We start from the raw sequence: 15,979 nt of genomic DNA, 5'->3' as shown, positions 1-15,979 counted from the left end.
TGCCGCTCCTTACAGGTCGAAATCAGGCGCACCGTGACCATCTGCGAGGACGCGCGGAGACTCCGGTAGGTAACCCGAGGTGCCGAACCTGGCCATCCCCATGTACCGTAAGAGCCACGAGAGATGCCTGACGTCATCGGGGCCCGCCTTCGGGCTGCCCCGAATTCTGTGCGAGGGGGTCGAGCCATGGGGCGCGGCCGTGCTAAGGCCAAGCAGACGAAGGTGGCCCGGGAGTTGAAGTACCACTCCCCGAACACCGACCTCACTGCACTGCAGCGTGAACTGGCGGGCAGTGGGAAGTCTGACCGCGACTTCGACGACGACTACAAAGAGTATGTCGACGACGATGACGAGGACGACAAGGACGACGACCGTAACTGGTCGCCGCCGGCCCGCTGATCTCCGGTCGCATCTGAGCACGCGGTAACGCCCGCGTGCTCACGTATGTCCGTGGGCACAGCAGGTTTCGTCCAGCCCGGTTTCCGACGTGATCGAGGGCTTGCCACGGTGGGCGTCCCGCCCAGACCGTGACAAGCCCTCGTTCGACTGCACCGGAAGTGTCTGACAAACCAGCTCAGCGCGGCCGGTTGTTCCAGTTGTAGAACGTCGGGATGTTCTCGAAGTGGTTCCACGCACAGACCGCGCTGGACCCCTCGGCAGCACCCGGTGCTGTCACCTCGGCACGGCGGACGCGTGCCTCCTCCGCCTCGCGCAGCAGCGCGGTGAGTCCCGCCCGGGTTCCGTGCACCCGTTCGGTGACCGGGTCGATAACCTCGTCCTCGACGTGATCAGGCTGCCGAACGCTCGTGGTCTCGGGCATGGTCCAACACTCCCTCCAGTAGACGGATCTTGCTGTTGCGGCAGTGGTTGGTCTGCGTACCGTCGAAACGCCCGTGCTCGAAGAAACGGTTGGCAGCGTGGGCGCCTCCGCAGAACCCGAAATAGGGACAACTGGACCGGCAGGCTTCCACCCCGTCGAGAAACTCCCGGATCCAGCCGAGCCGATGCGCCGCGGCCAGGATCTCCGGTAGCGGCGTCGCCAAAACGTTTCCGCTGGTGAAGTCACCGTAGCGAGGGTCGGAGAACCCGGCCAGCTCGGGCGAGAGCAGCACCACCGAGCCGTCGTACCCGACGGTGGGGATCGGGTCCAACTGGCGCGGCAGGACGGCGTCGGCGGTGCCGTCGAGCACCGCGGCCGCGTACCGCAACGACCACTCGACCTCGCGCAGGTGGATCCGCGGATCGCGGCGCCACGCGGCGACCAGCTCGGCCCAGAAGGCACGGACCGCCGCCGCGGGATGATCGTTCGTACGGAGATTCACCCCCTCGGTCTCCTCGATGTTGATGCCGAGCACCTCACAGCCGAGGTCGAGGAAGTAGTCGTACAGTTCGGTCGCCAGCCCCGGCGCGGGCCGGTTGACCACACACAGCGCGGAGAACGGGATGCCGTGCCGGCGCAGCGCCTCGATGCCGCGCCGGATCCGGTCGTACGACGGCCGGCCGCCCCGCGTCACCCGGTCGGCGTTGCGGGCCCGTGGCCCGTCGATACTCACACTGACCCGGATGTCGTTGGCCGCGAAGAACTCGCACCAGGCGTCGTCGATCAGGGTCGCGTTGGTCTGGAGATGGTGTTCGACGTCCGGGGCGAACGGCCGCAGCAGTTCCGTGAAGTGCTCACGGCCGGCCGCGAGCGGCTCCCCGCCGTGCCAGACGACGGAGAACCGGGAATCGCGGGACCAGTCGTTGACCGGGCCGGCGACCGCGGCGGCGACCGCCGGCGACATCTTCCGGTCGTCGGCGCGGAACGGCAGGTAGCAGTAGGCGCAGTCGAGGTTGCACAGGGTGGTCGGCTGCATCACCACGTAGGTCGGAACCGTGGCGATGCCGCGCATCCCCGTGAACACCTGCCGTTGGCCGGTCAAGATCCCTCCTCCCGCCTGAGGCGCACCTCAGGCTAGGTGGAGATGGCCGGCCAGGTGAAGCCCTGGGCAGCTATCCAGCCGGCCATTGATCGATGATCGCCTCAGCCTCGGGTGTGGTGACCGATCATCTGCACGGTCCCGGTGCCCTCGATGATCTCCCCGGCCTGCCATGCGTCGAGTCCACGACCGGCCAGCAGCGCCAGCGCCCGGTCGGCGTCCTCGGCCGACACGATGGCGAACATGCCGATCCCCATGTTGAAGGTCGACTCCATCTCCGGGTCCTCGATGCGCCCCTTGGCCTGCACCAGGTCGAAGATCGGCTGCGGCCGCCAGGTCGACCGGTTGACCACGGCGTCGACGTGCTCGGGCAGGATGCGTACGAGGTTGCCGGGAATGCCGCCACCGGTCACGTGGGCCAGGGCGCGCACCTCGCACTCCTCGATCAGCTTGAGGCAGTCCTGCGCGTAGATCTTGGTCGGGGTGAGAAGCTCCTCGCCCAGCGTGCGCTGCGGGCCGAAGTCGTCGATCACCGTGTCGAGCCGCATCCGCCCGGCCCCGAGCAGCACGTGACGCACCAGCGAGAAGCCGTTGGAGTGCAGGCCGGACGACCGCATGGCGATGACCACGTCGCCGACCTCGACCCGGTCCCGGCCGAGGATCTCGCTCTCCTCCACCACGCCGACCCCGGTCGCCGACACGTCGTACTCGTCGGGACGCAGCACCCCGGGGTGCTCGGCGGTCTCGCCACCGAGCAGGGCGCAGCCCGCGTAACGGCAGCCGTCGGCGATGCCCGCGCCGATCTCGGCCACCTTGTCCGGCACGACCTCGCCGCAGGCGATGTAGTCGAGCAGGAACAGCGGCTCGGCCCCGCAGGCCACCAGGTCGTCGACGACCATCGCGACCAGGTCGATGCCGACGGTGTCGTGGATGTCGAGCTGCTGGGCGATGACCAGCTTGGTGCCGACGCCGTCGGTCGACGACGCCAGGATCGGGTTCTGGTATTTCTGCGTGTTGAGCCGGAAGAGCCCGGCGAACCCGCCGAGATCGCCCATGACCTCGGGGCGCATCGTGCGCTTGACCTTCGACTTCAGCAGCTCGACGGCGCGGTCCCCGGCGTGGATCGAGACCCCCGCGTCCGCGTACGTCACGGTGCGCTTGCGGCCGGTGCGGCCGGTTCCCGCGGTCCAGACCTGCTTGTCGCCGCCGTCGGCGCCACCGTTCGGTCCGCTTTCTACGCCGCCGCGCTCAGTCACGTGCGTCACGGTTCTTCCCCTCAGTGCTTCTCGCGGCGAACCGCGTCGGGTGCCTGTCGAGGATCACTCGACTGTGTGTCTCACCGGCCCGGACGGCAGTTGGCCGGACCGGCTACGTCCTACGGACGCTGCGGTGCCTCAGCGCCGCCGGGCACGGCGACGAGTGGCAGCGTGCCGGGACGATCCGTCCCGGTGTCTTCGGGTTGCGCTCCGGTGCCCGGCCGCGGGCCGGCGTCGCCGGACACCCGCCGGCCCACACCCTCGAGCACGTGCTTGCCGATCAGGTTGCCCGCCGGCAGCTCGATCGGATACTCACCGTCGAAGCAGGCCCGGCACAGCCTGGTCTTCGGCTGCTCGGTCGCCGCGATCAGCCCGGACAGCGAGACGTAGCCGAGCGTGTCGGCCCCGATCGAACGCCGGATGCCGTCGTTGTCGAGTCCGTTGGCCAGCAGCTCGGCGCGCGTGGCGAAGTCGATGCCGTAGAAGCACGGCCAGTTGACCGGCGGCGACGAGATGCGTACGTGCACCTCCAGCGCCCCTGCCTCGCGCAGCATCCGGACGATGGCCCGCTGGGTGTTGCCCCGCACGATCGAGTCGTCGACCACGACCACCCGCTTGCCACGGACGTTCTCGCGGAGCGGGTTGAGCTTCAGCCGGATGCCGAGCTGGCGCAGTGTCTGGGACGGTTGGATGAAGGTGCGCCCGACGTACGGGTTCTTCATCAGACCGGCGCCGTAGGTGATGCCGGAACCCTCGGCGTAGCCGATCGCCGCGGGCGTGCCCGACTCGGGCACCGGAATGACCAGGTCGGCCTCGACCGGGTGCTCCTTGGCCAGCTGACGGCCGATCGCGACCCGGGCGGAGTAGACGTTGCGACCGGCGATCGTGGTGTCCGGCCGGGCGATGTAGACATATTCGAACAGGCAGCCCTTGGGCTCCGGGGCGGCGAACCGGGCCGACCGCAGGCCGTGCTCGTCGATCGCGATCAGCTCACCGGGTTCGACCTCGCGGACCACGCTCGCGCCCACGATGTCGAGCGCCGCGGTCTCGCTGGCGACCACCCAGCCGCGCTCCATCCGGCCGAGCACGAGCGGCCGGACCCCGTACGGGTCACGGGCGGCGTAGAGGGTGTTGTCGTCCATGAAGACGAGGCTGAAAGCCCCGCGCAGGGTCGGCAGCACCTCCAGCGCGGCCGCCTCGACCGACAGGTCGGGCCGGCTGGCCAGCAGCATCGTCATCAGCGCGGTGTCGGTGGTCGAGCCGTCGGAGTCCAGGCCCCGTTGGGCGGCCTCGACGGCGAGCCGGGCGGTGTTGACCAGGTTGCCGTTGTGGGCCAGCGCGATCGTGGTGCCGGCGGCGTTGGACCGGATCGTCGGCTGGGCGTTCTCCCAGGTGGATCCGCCGGTCGTGGAGTAGCGGGTGTGCCCGATCGCAAGGTGCCCGCGCAGGCTCGCCAGCGTGGGCTCGTCGAACACCTGGGCCACCAGGCCGAGATCCTTGTAGACCACGATCCCGGAGCCGTCGCTGACGGCCATGCCGGCCGCCTCCTGGCCGCGGTGCTGCAGCGCATAAAGGCCGAAATAGGTGAGTTTGGCGATCTCCTCACCCGGCGCCCAGACCCCGAATACTCCGCACTCGTCCTGCGGGCCGGGCTTTTGGGGGTCGAGGTCCTGAGTCAACCGGCCGTCGCCTCGGGGCACCTGCCGCTCCCTCTCGAAATTCTGGTGAGCTGTGTCCGGGATACCGTCGCCAGACAGTGTACGCGAGCCAGCAGTGATGACAGACGGCTACGAACCAGCTCCGCTCTGCTACGATGCCTCGCGTCGCCTCGCCGATCAGACCGGGAGGTATCCGGAGATATCAGCTCGATTACCACTGAGCTGCACGCTCCCGTCCGCCGTCGCATCGGACCACGCCAATCGACCGGTGGCCAGCCGGACCCACGTGATCGGGTCGGTCTCGACCACGTTCGGTGGAGTTCCCCGCGTGTGGCGGGGGCCCGCACCGCACTGAACTGCGCCGTAAGGTGGGACCCGCACCTCCACCGATCGGCCCGGTGCGGATCTTGAAAGCTCGGACAGCAGCGCACGGACGGCATCACGGAGCACCGCTTTCTCCAGCGGTCGCCCGGCTTCGATGGCCGCCAGAGCCGCCGCCACCACGGCAGACTTAAAGTGCGCAGAGGACACGACGGGACGATACGACCTTTCGCCGGAGCACATCATGCTGCCCCTGGGTCGCGCTGATCCCGCCAGACAAGGCATAGTGGCCGACGGTGTATTCGTGCGGGGCGAGCCGGACCGGAAGGCGGTGGACGTGACAACACACCGACGAGCCTGGATGCTGCGGGCGGGTGTGGTCGTGGCGCTGGCCACCAGCGCCCTCATCGCCGTACCGGCCTCACCGGCCATGGCCGACCCGCCCGAAGTCGGCGTTTCCCCCGGTTCCGTGAACCTGCAGGCCGGCAGCGACGCCTCCGTCACGGTCCAGATCACGACCCAACTGCCCGAGGACACCACGGTCAGCGTAAGCCTGACCGGTCTACCGAGCGGCGTGAACTGCGCGTCCGGCTGTGGCGAGGTTTCGGTCACCCCGGAGACCCGCAAGAACCACCCCCTGACGCTCAAGGCCGCCGCCAACGCGGCTGCCGCCAACGGCAACGTCACCGTCACCGTTCAGACGTCCTCGAACTCGAACAGCGCGTCGTTCTCGCTGCGGGTCACCGCGGCCGCGCCGCCGCCGCGACCGACGGTCCGGGAGGTCTCGGGCACGGTCACCGACCAGACCACCGGCAACCCGGTCGCCGGCGCGACGGTCGCTATCGCCGACTCGCAGAACAACCGCTACGACACCGTCACCGGCGAGAACGGCCGCTTCCGCTTCGCCGGCACGGCCCAGGACCCGATCGCTCCGGGCAGCATCGAACTCGGTGCCAGCAAGGACAGCGCGATCAAGACCATCACGATCAGCGGCGCGGCCAACCAGTCGGTGACCAACCAACGGCTCGCCCTCGCGCTTCAGCCGTCGGCGTCGCCCAGCGCCAGCCCGTCCGACGAGGCGAGTGCCGAACCGACCCCGAGCGAGGGCGCGGTTAGCGGCGAGCCCACGCCGGGGGCAGCGACCCAGCCGGCCGCCGACGACAGTTCCGGCGGCTTCGGCTCGTGGGCCCTGATCCTCGGTGGTGGCCTGCTCGTCGCACTGGGCGTCGGCGCGATCGTGCTGCTTCTCGTACGACGCAAAGAGGCCGACGACGACGCCGAGGACGGTGCGGCCGGGCGGGGGGGCCGGGCGGCCCGTCCCGCCGCAGCCGCTGCCGCCGGCGGATACGGCGGGATGGACGACGCGACCCGGATCACGCCTCGGGCCGGCGCCGGACCCGACCCGACCATGGTCAGCCGCCCCGCGCTGGGCGACCAGCCGACCATGCTGCAGGCCCGGCCGGTCGTCGACGAGTTCCCCGACCCCTACGGCGCACCGCTGCCGACCGCCCAGGACAAGCAGAGCTGGGGCAACGACTACGACGGCGGCCAGCCCACCCAGGCAGGCTACGGCGGCGCCTACGGCAACGCCCCGGCCTCCGGCGCCGGATACGGCAACGCCCCCGCCTCGGGCGCGGGTTACGGAACCGCCCCGGCCTCCGGAGCGGGCTACGGCAACGCACCGGCCTCCGGCGCCGGGTACGGAACCGCCCCCGCATCGGGTGCCGGATACGGCAACGCCCCCTCTTCCGGCAGCGGCTACGGCTACGGCGACTCCCCCGGCTCGGGTGCCGGTTACGGTGCGGGCGGTGGTCGGGGCGACGGCTACGGCGGGCGCGACTACGGCAGCCCGGCGGACCGGCCCGCGCCGGGCGGCGGCTACGGCGACCGTTACGACGAGCCCACCGGCCGCTACGAGCCCGGTGGCAACACCGGCAACGCGGTCGCGGGCGGCTACGCCCCCGCCGTCGACCCGTACGACTCGGATTCCTCCTCGCACGGGCAGGGCCGTGGCTACGGTGGCCAGGACCAGGGCTACCGGCAACCGTCCGGGCAGCAGTACGGCGGCCGGGGTGGCGGCGACTACGAGCAGCCGACCGGTGGCTACGAGCCCTCGACCGGCGGCTACGAGCGGGGGAACCGCTACGACGCGCCCGCTACCGGCGGCGGCTACGGCCAGCAGGACCACCGTTCCGGCGCGGCTGGCGGATACGAGCAGACCGGTGGATACGACCGCGAAGGCTACGACCAGCGCGGCCAGGATCCCCGGGGCGGCTACGACCAGCGCGGCGGTTATGACCGGGGCGGCTACGACCAGCAGCCCGGTGGCTACGACCAGCGCGGTGGCGGATACGACCGGACGCCGGAACAGCGGGGTGGCTACGACCGGGGCGGCTACGACCAGCCCGGCGACTACCCGTCCGACCGGGGTGGTCAGGGCGACCAGTCCCGGCGGGGCGGCCCGCAGCAGCCCGGCCGGCCGGATCGTGGCTCGCTGGACTGGCTGGACGGCTGAGCCCGGCGCCCCGTCAGGCGGCGGTGAAGACCCCGTTGCGCAGCACCGGCACCACCGACGAGACACCCGTTTCGACGGCGATCTCGACGTCGGCGCCATAGCCGCGGCTCCGCAGTTCGCGCCCTGACACGGAGCCGCGTACGGCCGCCGGCACATCGGGCACGCTGGCCAACGCGGCCAGCGCCACCGCCGCCTCGACCGAGAGCCCGCCCGGCACCGTCGCCAGCGCGTCGAGGACCGCGGCCGCACCGAGCTGGTCCTCGACGCCGGGGCGCAGCGTCAGGTCGGGCCACCGTTCGCCGGCAGCGATCACCCCGACCGGGGCGTCGGTCGAGCCGTACCCGTGCTCGGTGAGCCAGCGCCCGACGGCGGGTGCGTTGCGCAGGCAGCCGGCGACGACCGGGACACCGGTGGTCGCGGCGGCGGCGCAGATGGCCGAGCCGTTCGGTGACGGCAGGACCAGGTCGGGTACGGCAGGAGCACGCCGCAGCGCCGCCGGCGACAGCGACCACGGGTTGACGTCGTCGACCGAGTCCCGCCCGACGGCGACGACCGCGCCGATCCGGGTGGCGTATTCGGCGGCCTGGTCGTTCCAGGGGAACGGGTGCACCCGCATCCCCCGGGAGACCGCTACCTCGACCGACGTCGTGAACGAAAGGACATCGACGACGACCAGGGCCGCGCAGACCCGCCCGAGTTCGGCGGCGCCGGCGAGACCCCAGTCGAAGCGTGCCCCGCTGCCCGGCTGGGCGAATACCACCAGGTCAGGGCGTGTCGGTAGGCCCGGCCGGGGCTGCGGTGCCGGGATCGCCGGTTTCGGCGACTTCGGCGGGTGCGGTGGTGTCGACGGTTCCGGCGACCACGGCCGCGGCGGGCGGCGCCCCGGACACGGCCGGCTCGGCGGGACCGCCGGCCACCGGCGCGGCGGGCGCGGGCGGCTCGGCGGCGACGGGCTCGCCGGTGGCAGGTTCGCCAGCGGCGGGCTCGCCGTCCGTGGTGGCGGGCTCCGGCGTGGCAGCCTCGGTCATGCCGCCGAAGAGCCGGGGCAGGGTCGAGGTGAACGCCGCGCGCAGCTCGTCGAAGCCGATCGAGAACTGGTCCCGGATGTCGATGCCGTCCTGGTTGGGGTCGGTCACGCCGAGCGCCGTCGCCGGTACGCCGTATTCGACGCACAGGCCGGCGAACGCCTTCTCCTGCCCCCGGGGCACCGCGACGAGGGCGCGGCCGGCCGACTCGCTGAAGAGATACACGAACGGCATCGAGCCGGTGCCGAACTCCTCGGGCAGTGCGATCCGGGCGCCGACCCCGTGCCGCAGCGACGACTCGACCAGGGCCTGCGCGAGGCCCCCGTCGGAGAGGTCGTGCGCGGAGCTGAGGTGCCCGACCCGGGCGGCTTCGGCGACGAGGTCGGCGAGCAGCTTCTCCTGGGCCAGGTCGACCCGGGGCGGTACGCCGCCCAGGTGCTCGTGGGCCACCCAGGCCCACTCGGAGCCGGACAGCTCCAGGCGGGTCTCACCCAGCAGGAAGATCACGTCGCCGTCGGTGTGGGCGGGCCGGGAGAAGCCCATCGGCACCCGCTGGGTCACGTCGTCGAGCACCCCGAGCACCCCGACGACCGGGGTGGGGTGGATGGCGACCGATCCGGTCTGGTTGTAGAAGCTGACGTTGCCGCCGGTGACCGGGATGCCGAGCTCGGCGCAGCCGTCGGCCAGTCCGCGTACGGCCTCGGCGAACTGCCACATCACACCCGGGTCCTCGGGCGAGCCGAAGTTGAGGCAGTTGGTGACGGCGATCGGGCGGGCACCGGTGACGGCCACGTTGCGGTAGGACTCGGCGAGTGCGAGCCGGGCGCCCTGGTAGGGGTCGAGGCGGGCGTAGCGGCCGTTGCCGTCGACCGAGAGCGCCACCCCGAGCCCGGACTGCTCGTCGATCCGGATGACGCCGGAGTCTTCGGGCTGGGCGAGCACGGTGTTGCCGAGGACGTAGCGGTCGTACTGCTCGGTCACCCAGGTCTTGTCGCACAGGTTGGGCGACGCGATCATGCGCAGGACGGTCTCCCGCAGCGCGTCGGGGTTGGCCGGGCGCGGCAGCGTCTCGGCGCGGTCGGCCTGGATCAGGATCAGGTCGGACGGCTCGCGCATCGGCCGGGCGTAGACCGGGCCGTCGTCGGCGAGCGAACCCGGCGGTACGTCGACGACGGTGTGCCCGTTCCAGGTGATGACCAGCCGGCCGGGCTGCCCGTCCGGTGCCGCCGGGGTGACCTCGCCGATCGCGGTGGCGAGGACGCCCCACTTGTCGGCGGTCTTGAGCACGGCTTCGAGCTTCTCCGGAGCGACGATGAGCAGCATCCGCTCCTGGGACTCGCTGGCCAGGATCTCCTGCGGCTCCATCGACTGCTCACGCAGCGGAACCCTCTCCAGCCAGACCCGCATGCCGGTGCCGGCGGCGGCGGCGGTCTCGGTGAGCGCGCAGGTCAGGCCGGCGCCGCCGAGGTCCTGGATGCCGACGACGAGTTGGGCGTCGTAGAGCTCCAGGCAGGCTTCGATGAGCAGCTTCTCGGTGAACGGGTCGCCGACCTGCACCGACGGGCGGCGCTTGGCGCTGCCGGCGTCGAAGGTGGCGCTGGCCAGCACGGACACGCCGCCGATGCCGTCCCGGCCGGTCTTGGCGCCCATGAGGACGACGACGTTGCCGGCGCCGGCCGCCGCCTTGTTCTGGAGACGGTCGGCCGGGAGCACGCCCAGGCAGAGCGCGTTGACCAGCGGGTTGCCCTGGTAGCAGGGGTCGAAGACGACCTCGCCGCCGATGTTGGGCAGGCCGAGGCTGTTGCCGTAGCCGCCGACCCCGGCGACGACGCCGGGCAGCACCCGGGCGGTGTCCTCGTGGTCGGCCGCGCCGAACCGCAGCGGGTCCATGACCGCGACCGGGCGGGCGCCCATGGCCAGGATGTCGCGGACGATGCCGCCGACCCCGGTGGCCGCGCCCTGGTAGGGCTCGACGAAGCTCGGGTGGTTGTGCGACTCGACCTTGAAGGTCACGGCGAGGTTGTCGGAGATCCGGATGACGCCGGCGTTCTCCCCGATGCCGGCGAGCAGCCGGTCGCTCGGCGGCGCCTTCTCGCTGAACTGGCGCAGGTGGACCTTGCTCGACTTGTAGGAGCAGTGCTCGCTCCACATGATCGAGTACATGGCCAGCTCGGACTGGGTCGGCCGGCGGCCCAGGATCTGCCGGATCCGGTCGTATTCGTCGTCGCGCAGGCCGAGTTCGCCGTACGGCTGGGGCACCTCGGGGGTGGCCACGGCCACATCGACGGTGTCCGGGTCCTCGGCGGACGGTGCCGCGCCTGGCCGGACGTCTGACTGGGTGGTCATGCAGGTGCTCCCGCGAGGTGCTTGAGGATCGAGGTGAAGAAGCCCAGCCCGTCGAGGGACGGACCGGTCAGCGCCTCGACCGCGTGCTCCGGGTGGGGCATGAGGCCGACCACGTTGCCGGCCGCGTTGCTGATGCCGGCGATGTCACGCAGTGAGCCGTTGGGGTTGCCGCCCACGTAGCGGGCGACGATCCGGCCGGTCGCCTCGAGTTCGTCGAGGGTGCGCTCGTCGGCGACGTAGCAGCCCTCACCGTTCTTGACCGGGATCAGGATCTCCTGCCCCGCGGCGAAGGTGTTGGTCCAGGCGGTGGCCGGCGACTCGATCCGCAGGACCTGGTCGCGGTTGCGGAAGTGCAGGTGCTGGTTGCGGGTCAGGGCGCCGGGCAGCAGGTGGGCCTCGCAGAGGATCTGGAAGCCGTTGCAGATACCGAGCACCGGCAGGCCGCCGGCCGCGGCGGCGACGATGCTCTCCATCACCGGCGCGAAGCGGGCGATGGCGCCGCACCGCAGGTAGTCGCCGTACGAGAAGCCGCCGGGCAGCACCACCGCGTCGACGCCGTGCAGGTCGGGGTCGGCGTGCCAGAGGCGTACGGCCTCGCCACCGGCGAGACGGACGGCACGGGCCGCGTCACCGTCGTCGAGGGAGCCCGGGAAGGTGACGACGCCTACGCGCGCTGTCACGGTCGGACTTCCTCGGTCTCGGCCAGCCGGACCTCGAAGTCCTCGATCACCGGGTTGGCGAGCAGCTTGTCGGCGATCTCACGGGCCCGGTCGAGGTCCGCCTCACCGGCGAACTCGATCTCTATGCGCCGGCCGATGCGCACGGAGGAGACGTCGTCGACCCCGAGGCGAGGTAGGGCGTTTACGACCGCCTGACCCTGGGGATCGAGAATCTCCGGCTTGAGCATGACGTCGACGACGACGCGAGCCACTGGGCACTCCTGACTGTGTACGCAGTTGGGTGCCGACCCCAATGGGGCGAGCGGAGCCAGCCTACCTGGTAGATGGACCGGTCGGCGCACCGCCCGGCGGCGTGCACGGGCCGGCGGAGGTCGCCTGTGGCCTGCGGCGGGGCAGGCACGACGGGACATTGTTCGCACCGGGGCGGACCGGCACCCGGCCGGCCCCGGCGGATCACCGTCCGCCGGGGGCAGCAGCAGGGATTTCGTCAGATCAGCGAGTTGATGGCGGTGATGGCGGTCACCACGGCGAGGATGGCGCACACCCCGGAGGCGACGTAGCTCACCAGCGACAGCCGGATCTTCTTGAGCAGCCAGCGGCCGAGCAGGACGGCGAGTCCGGACACGGTGGCCAGCGCCGCCCAGGAGCCGAAGAAGACCGGGATGGCGGGCTGCCCGCTGGCCACCAGGCCGGCGACGAGCAATTGCGACAGGTCGCCCCATTCGGCGGTGAACAGGACGAGGAAGCTGGCGCCGAAGGCCCGCCAGCCCTGCTTCCCCTCGCCGACCTTGCTCGCGAAGGCCTGCTCCTGTTCGGCGCCCTCGGCGTCGGCCCGCCGTGCCCCGCGCAGTAGCAGCAGTGCGCCGACCGCGAAGAGTCCGGCCGAGACCAGCGCCACCGGCGCCTGCGGCAACTGGGCGAGCAGGCTGCCGGCCGCCACCGCGACCAGGCACTGCACGCCGAAGGCGGCCACCACGCCGAGCCACACCGGCAGCGGCGGATAGCGGGTGGTGAGCACCAGGGTGGCGACGAACGTCTTGTCCGGCAGTTCGACCGGCGCGATGAGCACGAAAGCGGTCAGCGCGACGAGAACGTATTCCAACGGAGGATTCCTTCCCGGCCGGACCGGGAGCGGGATGCCCTCGACCCGGCCATACGGCCTGGGTCGAAGGTCTCGCCCACCGCACCGGATCCGGTGCGGTCCACGTGGCCGGGCGCCGGGCGCCAGTGTGTCGACCGCGTGATTGGGGGCTACTCCCCTTCGCTGCGAGCGAGCCTAGCCCACCGCCGCGCCCCTGCCCACCAGGGCCATAACATCGTGGTATGTCGATTCGACCATTGTGAATCAATGGCGGACGTCCTAGCGTGTCCGTCGGAAGGATCAGACCCCCGAGTTCATTGATCCATTTCGAAACAGCCGTGCGGCGGACGACCGGTCCACCGACGGTGGCTCACCCCGACCCGGCCAACCCCCGCCGGGCAAACCCCCTCGGAAGGAGCCCATCCATGCGCGCTCGTCTCGCCCTGGCCACGCTGGCCACCGCCCTCGTCGGCGTGGTGGCCGCCCCGTCGGTCGCCACGGCCGCCCCCGTCGGCCCGGACCCGATCATCGGCGGCGGCACCGTCTCGTCCGCCCCGTGGGCCGCGGCCGTCTTCAGCAACGGCTCGTTCACCTGCTCCGGCTCGGTCATCGCGGCCAACTGGGTGCTCACCGCCCGGCACTGTGTCAGCGGCACCATGTCGGTGCGGATCGGCAGCGTCAACCGCACCTCGGGCGGCGTGACCCGCAACGTCACCGCCTCCTACGGCCAGTACGACCTCGCGCTGCTGCGCCTGAACAGCCCGGTCACCAGCGGGGCCGTCACGCTGTCCAACAGCTACCCGCCGGTCAACTCCACCAACACCATCTTCGGCTGGGGCATGACCTGCTACAGCGGCTGCTCGGCGTCGACCGTTCTCAAGACCGCGTCGGTCCGGGTGACCAGCACCAGCGTCACCGACGCGTACGGCGGCCGGGCGATCCGCAGCACGCGGATCAACGGCAACGCCTGGCGCGGTGACTCGGGCGGCCCGCAGTTCTACAACGGCGCCCAGGTCGGTGTCGCCTCGACCGCCGACGGCGTCAACATCCAGAACTACGGCAGCGTCGCGTACAACCGCGCCTGGATCACCTCGGTGGCCGGCGTCTGACGACCTGTCCCGCGTGCGGCGCGGATGCTCGGATGACCCGGGCGTCCGCGCCGCGCCGTTTCGCAGACTGCGGTCAGCTGAACAGAACCTCGCTATTGGGATACATCCGACATGCCTAGCATCGCAGCATGATGGTGGTTACCACGGATTCATTACCCGGTTACGAGGTACGACACGTCATCGGACAGGTGATCGTCTCGGTGCCGCGTACCCGCAACCCGTTCTCGGAAGGCGTGAAGACCCTTCGTGGCAACTTCCTCCACCCCAAGGCGTCGGACCACCTCCAGCGCTGGCGGGTCAGTGCGCTGACGAAACTCGGCGCCTCGGCCGAACTCATGGGCGCCAACGCCGTACTCGCGATGCGGTTCGAACACCGCGAGGTCGGCCTGATGTGGATGGAGATGTGCGCGTACGGCACCGCCGTCGTCGTCGCCCGTCTACCGCACGACTCCGGCCCGGTCGACCGCTGGGAACGGGAGGGGCGTGGACCGGACGTGGACGACGACGAGGAGGACACCGCGCCGATCGAGGGGCTGCCGGTCCGCGAGGGCTGACCCTCCGGCGGACCCGACCGGGCCCGCCGGACGGCCGGCCGGGTCAGAGGATCGGTGCCGGGTCGTACGCCGCCGCGTCGGGGTGCGCGGCGACCACCGTCGCGACCCGGTCCGCGACCGCCCGCACCTGGGCGGCGGCCGCCCCGACGAAAGCACCCCGGTCGGCCACCAGCGCGTCGATCTCGGCCCGGCCGAGCCCGAGCCGGCCGTCCGCGGCGAGCCGGTCGAAGAGATCGTTCTCGGCGATCCCCTTCTCCCGCATCGCCAGCGCCACCGCCACCGCGTGCTCCTTGATCACCTCGTGGGCGACCTCCCGACCCACCCCGCGACGTACGGCCGCCACCAGGATCCTGGTCGTGGCCAGGAACGGCAGGTAGCGGTCGAGTTCCCGGGCGATCACCGCCGGGTAGGCCCCGAACTCGTCGAGCACGGTCAGGAAGGTCTGGAAGAGCCCGTCGGCGGCGAAGAACGCGTCGGGCAGGGCCACCCGGCGGACCACCGAGCAGGAGACGTCGCCCTCGTTCCACTGGTCGCCGGCCAGCTCGCCGACCATCGACAGGTAGCCGCGCAGGATCACGGCGAAGCCGTTGACCCGCTCGCTGGAGCGGGTGTTCATCTTGTGCGGCATGGCGCTGGACCCGACCTGGCCGGGCTTGAAGCCCTCGGTCGCCAGCTCCTGACCGACCATCAGCCGGATGGTGAGGGCCAGCGACGACGGCGCCGCGGCCGTCTGCGCGAGCGCGGCGACCACGTCGAAGTCGAGCGACCGCGGATAGACCTGGCCGACGCTGTCGAGCACCCGGCTGAACCCGAGGTGCGCGGCGACCCGGCGCTCCAGCTCGGCCACCCGCCCCGCGTCGCCGTCGAAGAGGTCGAGCTGGTCGGCGGCGGTGCCGACCGGCCCCTTGATGCCACGCAACGGGTATCGCCCGATCAGGTCTTCGATCCGCTCGTAGGCGATCAGGAGTTCCTCGGCCGCGGACGCGAACCGCTTGCCGAGCGTGGTGGCCTGGGCGGCGACGTTGTGCGAGCGCCCGGCGAGCACCAGGTCGGAATGCTCGACCGCGAGCCGGGCCAGCCGGGCCAGGGTGGCGACGACGCGGTCGCGTACGAGTTCCAGCGAAGCCCGGATCTGGAGCTGCTCGACGTTCTCGGTCAGGTCGCGGGAGGTCATTCCCTTGTGGACGTGCTCGTGCCCGGCCAGCGCACTGAACTCCTCGATCCGCGCCTTCACGTCGTGCCGGGTCAGCCGCTCGCGGGCCGCGATCGACTCGAGGTCAACGTCGTCGACGGCCGCCTCGTACGCCTCGACCACCCCGTCGGGCAGCTCGATGCCGAGGTCCCGCTGCGCCCGGAGTACGGCCAGCCAGAGCCGCCGCTCCATCCGGATCTTCTCCTCGGGCGACCAGAGTCGAACGAGTTCGGGAGAGGCATAGCGGCCGGCGAGAACGTTGGGCACCTGCGGTTTCGTCACGTACCGCAGTCTTTCACGGCCCCGGTCCCGCTCAGCCGCTC

The 15,979-nt window shown here is 71.3% G+C and carries 15 protein-coding genes; 4 read left to right on the top strand and 11 right to left on the bottom strand.

From position 1 onward, the window contains the following. The first annotated feature begins 186 nt into the window (after positions 1-186). Positions 187-399, top strand: coding sequence for a DUF3073 domain-containing protein (locus tag AB0I42_RS29375; protein ID WP_357542259.1), 213 nt, complete (start codon positions 187-189; stop codon positions 397-399). A gap of 175 nt (positions 400-574) precedes the next feature. Here AB0I42_RS29375 and amcA read toward each other — a convergent pair whose 3' ends face one another. From amcA to AB0I42_RS29350, 5 genes are all read right to left on the bottom strand, one after another. Further along, on the bottom strand, positions 575-820 hold the full coding sequence (gene amcA, locus AB0I42_RS29370; RefSeq protein ID WP_357542257.1) for a multiple cyclophane-containing RiPP AmcA: 246 nt from the start codon (positions 818-820) through the stop codon (positions 575-577). Beyond that, entirely contained in the window at positions 789-1,892 is a 1,104-nt protein-coding gene (amcB, locus tag AB0I42_RS29365; RefSeq protein ID WP_357542340.1) for a cyclophane-forming radical SAM peptide maturase AmcB, read from the bottom strand. The genes amcA and amcB overlap by 32 nt, the downstream gene beginning before the upstream one ends. A gap of 131 nt (positions 1,893-2,023) precedes the next feature. Beyond that, the gene (purM, locus tag AB0I42_RS29360; protein ID WP_357542255.1) at positions 2,024-3,184 is read right to left on the bottom strand and encodes a phosphoribosylformylglycinamidine cyclo-ligase; all 1,161 of its coding nucleotides are present in this window, start codon (positions 3,182-3,184) and stop codon (positions 2,024-2,026) included. A 110-nt stretch (positions 3,185-3,294) separates the two neighbouring features. Continuing rightward, entirely contained in the window at positions 3,295-4,875 is a 1,581-nt protein-coding gene (gene purF / locus AB0I42_RS29355) for an amidophosphoribosyltransferase (protein WP_357542253.1), read from the bottom strand. A gap of 135 nt (positions 4,876-5,010) precedes the next feature. Next, positions 5,011-5,364 carry a sterol carrier family protein gene (locus AB0I42_RS29350; RefSeq protein WP_357542252.1) on the bottom strand — a complete coding sequence of 118 codons (354 nt, stop codon included), beginning with the start codon at positions 5,362-5,364 and terminating at the stop codon, positions 5,011-5,013. Positions 5,365-5,491: 127 nt separating this feature from the next. Here AB0I42_RS29350 and AB0I42_RS29345 point away from each other — a divergent pair, with 127 nt between their 5' ends. Next, a complete protein-coding gene (locus AB0I42_RS29345) occupies positions 5,492-7,669 on the top strand; it encodes a carboxypeptidase regulatory-like domain-containing protein (protein ID WP_357542250.1) in 2,178 nt (725 codons plus the stop codon). Positions 7,670-7,682: 13 nt separating this feature from the next. Here AB0I42_RS29345 and AB0I42_RS29340 read toward each other — a convergent pair whose 3' ends face one another. From AB0I42_RS29340 to AB0I42_RS29320, 5 genes are all read right to left on the bottom strand, one after another. Further along, positions 7,683-8,432: a 2-phosphosulfolactate phosphatase gene (locus AB0I42_RS29340; RefSeq protein ID WP_357542338.1), complete on the bottom strand. Its 750-nt coding sequence runs from the start codon at positions 8,430-8,432 to the stop codon at positions 7,683-7,685. 1 nt (position 8,433) lies between these two features. Then, positions 8,434-11,040 carry a phosphoribosylformylglycinamidine synthase subunit PurL gene (purL, locus tag AB0I42_RS29335; RefSeq protein WP_357542247.1) on the bottom strand — a complete coding sequence of 869 codons (2,607 nt, stop codon included), beginning with the start codon at positions 11,038-11,040 and terminating at the stop codon, positions 8,434-8,436. Beyond that, complete coding sequence (gene purQ, locus AB0I42_RS29330) at positions 11,037-11,720, bottom strand: phosphoribosylformylglycinamidine synthase subunit PurQ (RefSeq protein ID WP_357542245.1); 684 nt, start codon at positions 11,718-11,720, stop codon at positions 11,037-11,039. The genes purL and purQ overlap by 4 nt, the downstream gene beginning before the upstream one ends. Continuing rightward, positions 11,717-11,971, bottom strand: a complete 255-nt coding sequence (gene purS / locus AB0I42_RS29325) for a phosphoribosylformylglycinamidine synthase subunit PurS (protein WP_357542243.1) — start codon at positions 11,969-11,971, stop codon at positions 11,717-11,719. Before purS ends, purQ begins: the two co-directional genes overlap by 4 nt. A 236-nt stretch (positions 11,972-12,207) precedes the next feature. Further along, positions 12,208-12,822 (bottom strand): TMEM165/GDT1 family protein, encoded by a 615-nt coding sequence (locus AB0I42_RS29320; RefSeq protein ID WP_357542241.1) that lies wholly within the window; start codon positions 12,820-12,822, stop codon positions 12,208-12,210. A 404-nt stretch (positions 12,823-13,226) separates the two neighbouring features. Between AB0I42_RS29320 and AB0I42_RS29315 the strand changes: the two genes are divergently transcribed. Together AB0I42_RS29315 and AB0I42_RS29310 are read left to right on the top strand one after the other, a co-directional pair. Beyond that, the gene (locus AB0I42_RS29315; protein ID WP_357542239.1) at positions 13,227-13,910 is read left to right on the top strand and encodes a DUF1986 domain-containing protein; all 684 of its coding nucleotides are present in this window, start codon (positions 13,227-13,229) and stop codon (positions 13,908-13,910) included. A gap of 128 nt (positions 13,911-14,038) precedes the next feature. After that, a complete protein-coding gene (locus AB0I42_RS29310) occupies positions 14,039-14,464 on the top strand; it encodes a heavy metal-binding domain-containing protein (RefSeq protein ID WP_357542237.1) in 426 nt (141 codons plus the stop codon). A gap of 43 nt (positions 14,465-14,507) precedes the next feature. On the opposite strand, the gene purB is transcribed toward AB0I42_RS29310, so the two are convergent. After that, positions 14,508-15,938, bottom strand: coding sequence for an adenylosuccinate lyase (gene purB / locus AB0I42_RS29305; protein ID WP_357542235.1), 1,431 nt, complete (start codon positions 15,936-15,938; stop codon positions 14,508-14,510). Positions 15,939-15,979 lie beyond the last annotated feature (41 nt).

The organism is Polymorphospora sp. NPDC050346 (assembly GCF_040655695.1).
In the GTDB taxonomy this organism is placed as follows: Bacteria; Actinomycetota; Actinomycetes; order Mycobacteriales; family Micromonosporaceae; genus Polymorphospora; species Polymorphospora lycopeni.
The sequence above is the reverse complement of the archived record's forward strand: the minus strand, read 5'-3'. Positions and strand labels throughout refer to the sequence as shown.

What these genes read in the sequence shown, in the direction of transcription:
- AB0I42_RS29375 (WP_357542259.1), top strand. Translation starts at nt 187, where the DNA reads ATGGGGCGCGGCCGTGCTAAGGCCAAGCAGACGAAGGTGGCCCGGGAG.
- purL (WP_357542247.1), bottom strand. Translation starts at nt 11,040, where the DNA reads ATGACCACCCAGTCAGACGTCCGGCCAGGCGCGGCACCGTCCGCCGAG.
- amcB (WP_357542340.1), bottom strand. Translation starts at nt 1,892, where the DNA reads ATGCGCGGCATCGCCACGGTTCCGACCTACGTGGTGATGCAGCCGACC.
- amcA (WP_357542257.1), bottom strand. Translation starts at nt 820, where the DNA reads ATGCCCGAGACCACGAGCGTTCGGCAGCCTGATCACGTCGAGGACGAG.
- AB0I42_RS29315 (WP_357542239.1), top strand. Translation starts at nt 13,227, where the DNA reads ATGCGCGCTCGTCTCGCCCTGGCCACGCTGGCCACCGCCCTCGTCGGC.
- AB0I42_RS29310 (WP_357542237.1), top strand. Translation starts at nt 14,039, where the DNA reads ATGATGGTGGTTACCACGGATTCATTACCCGGTTACGAGGTACGACAC.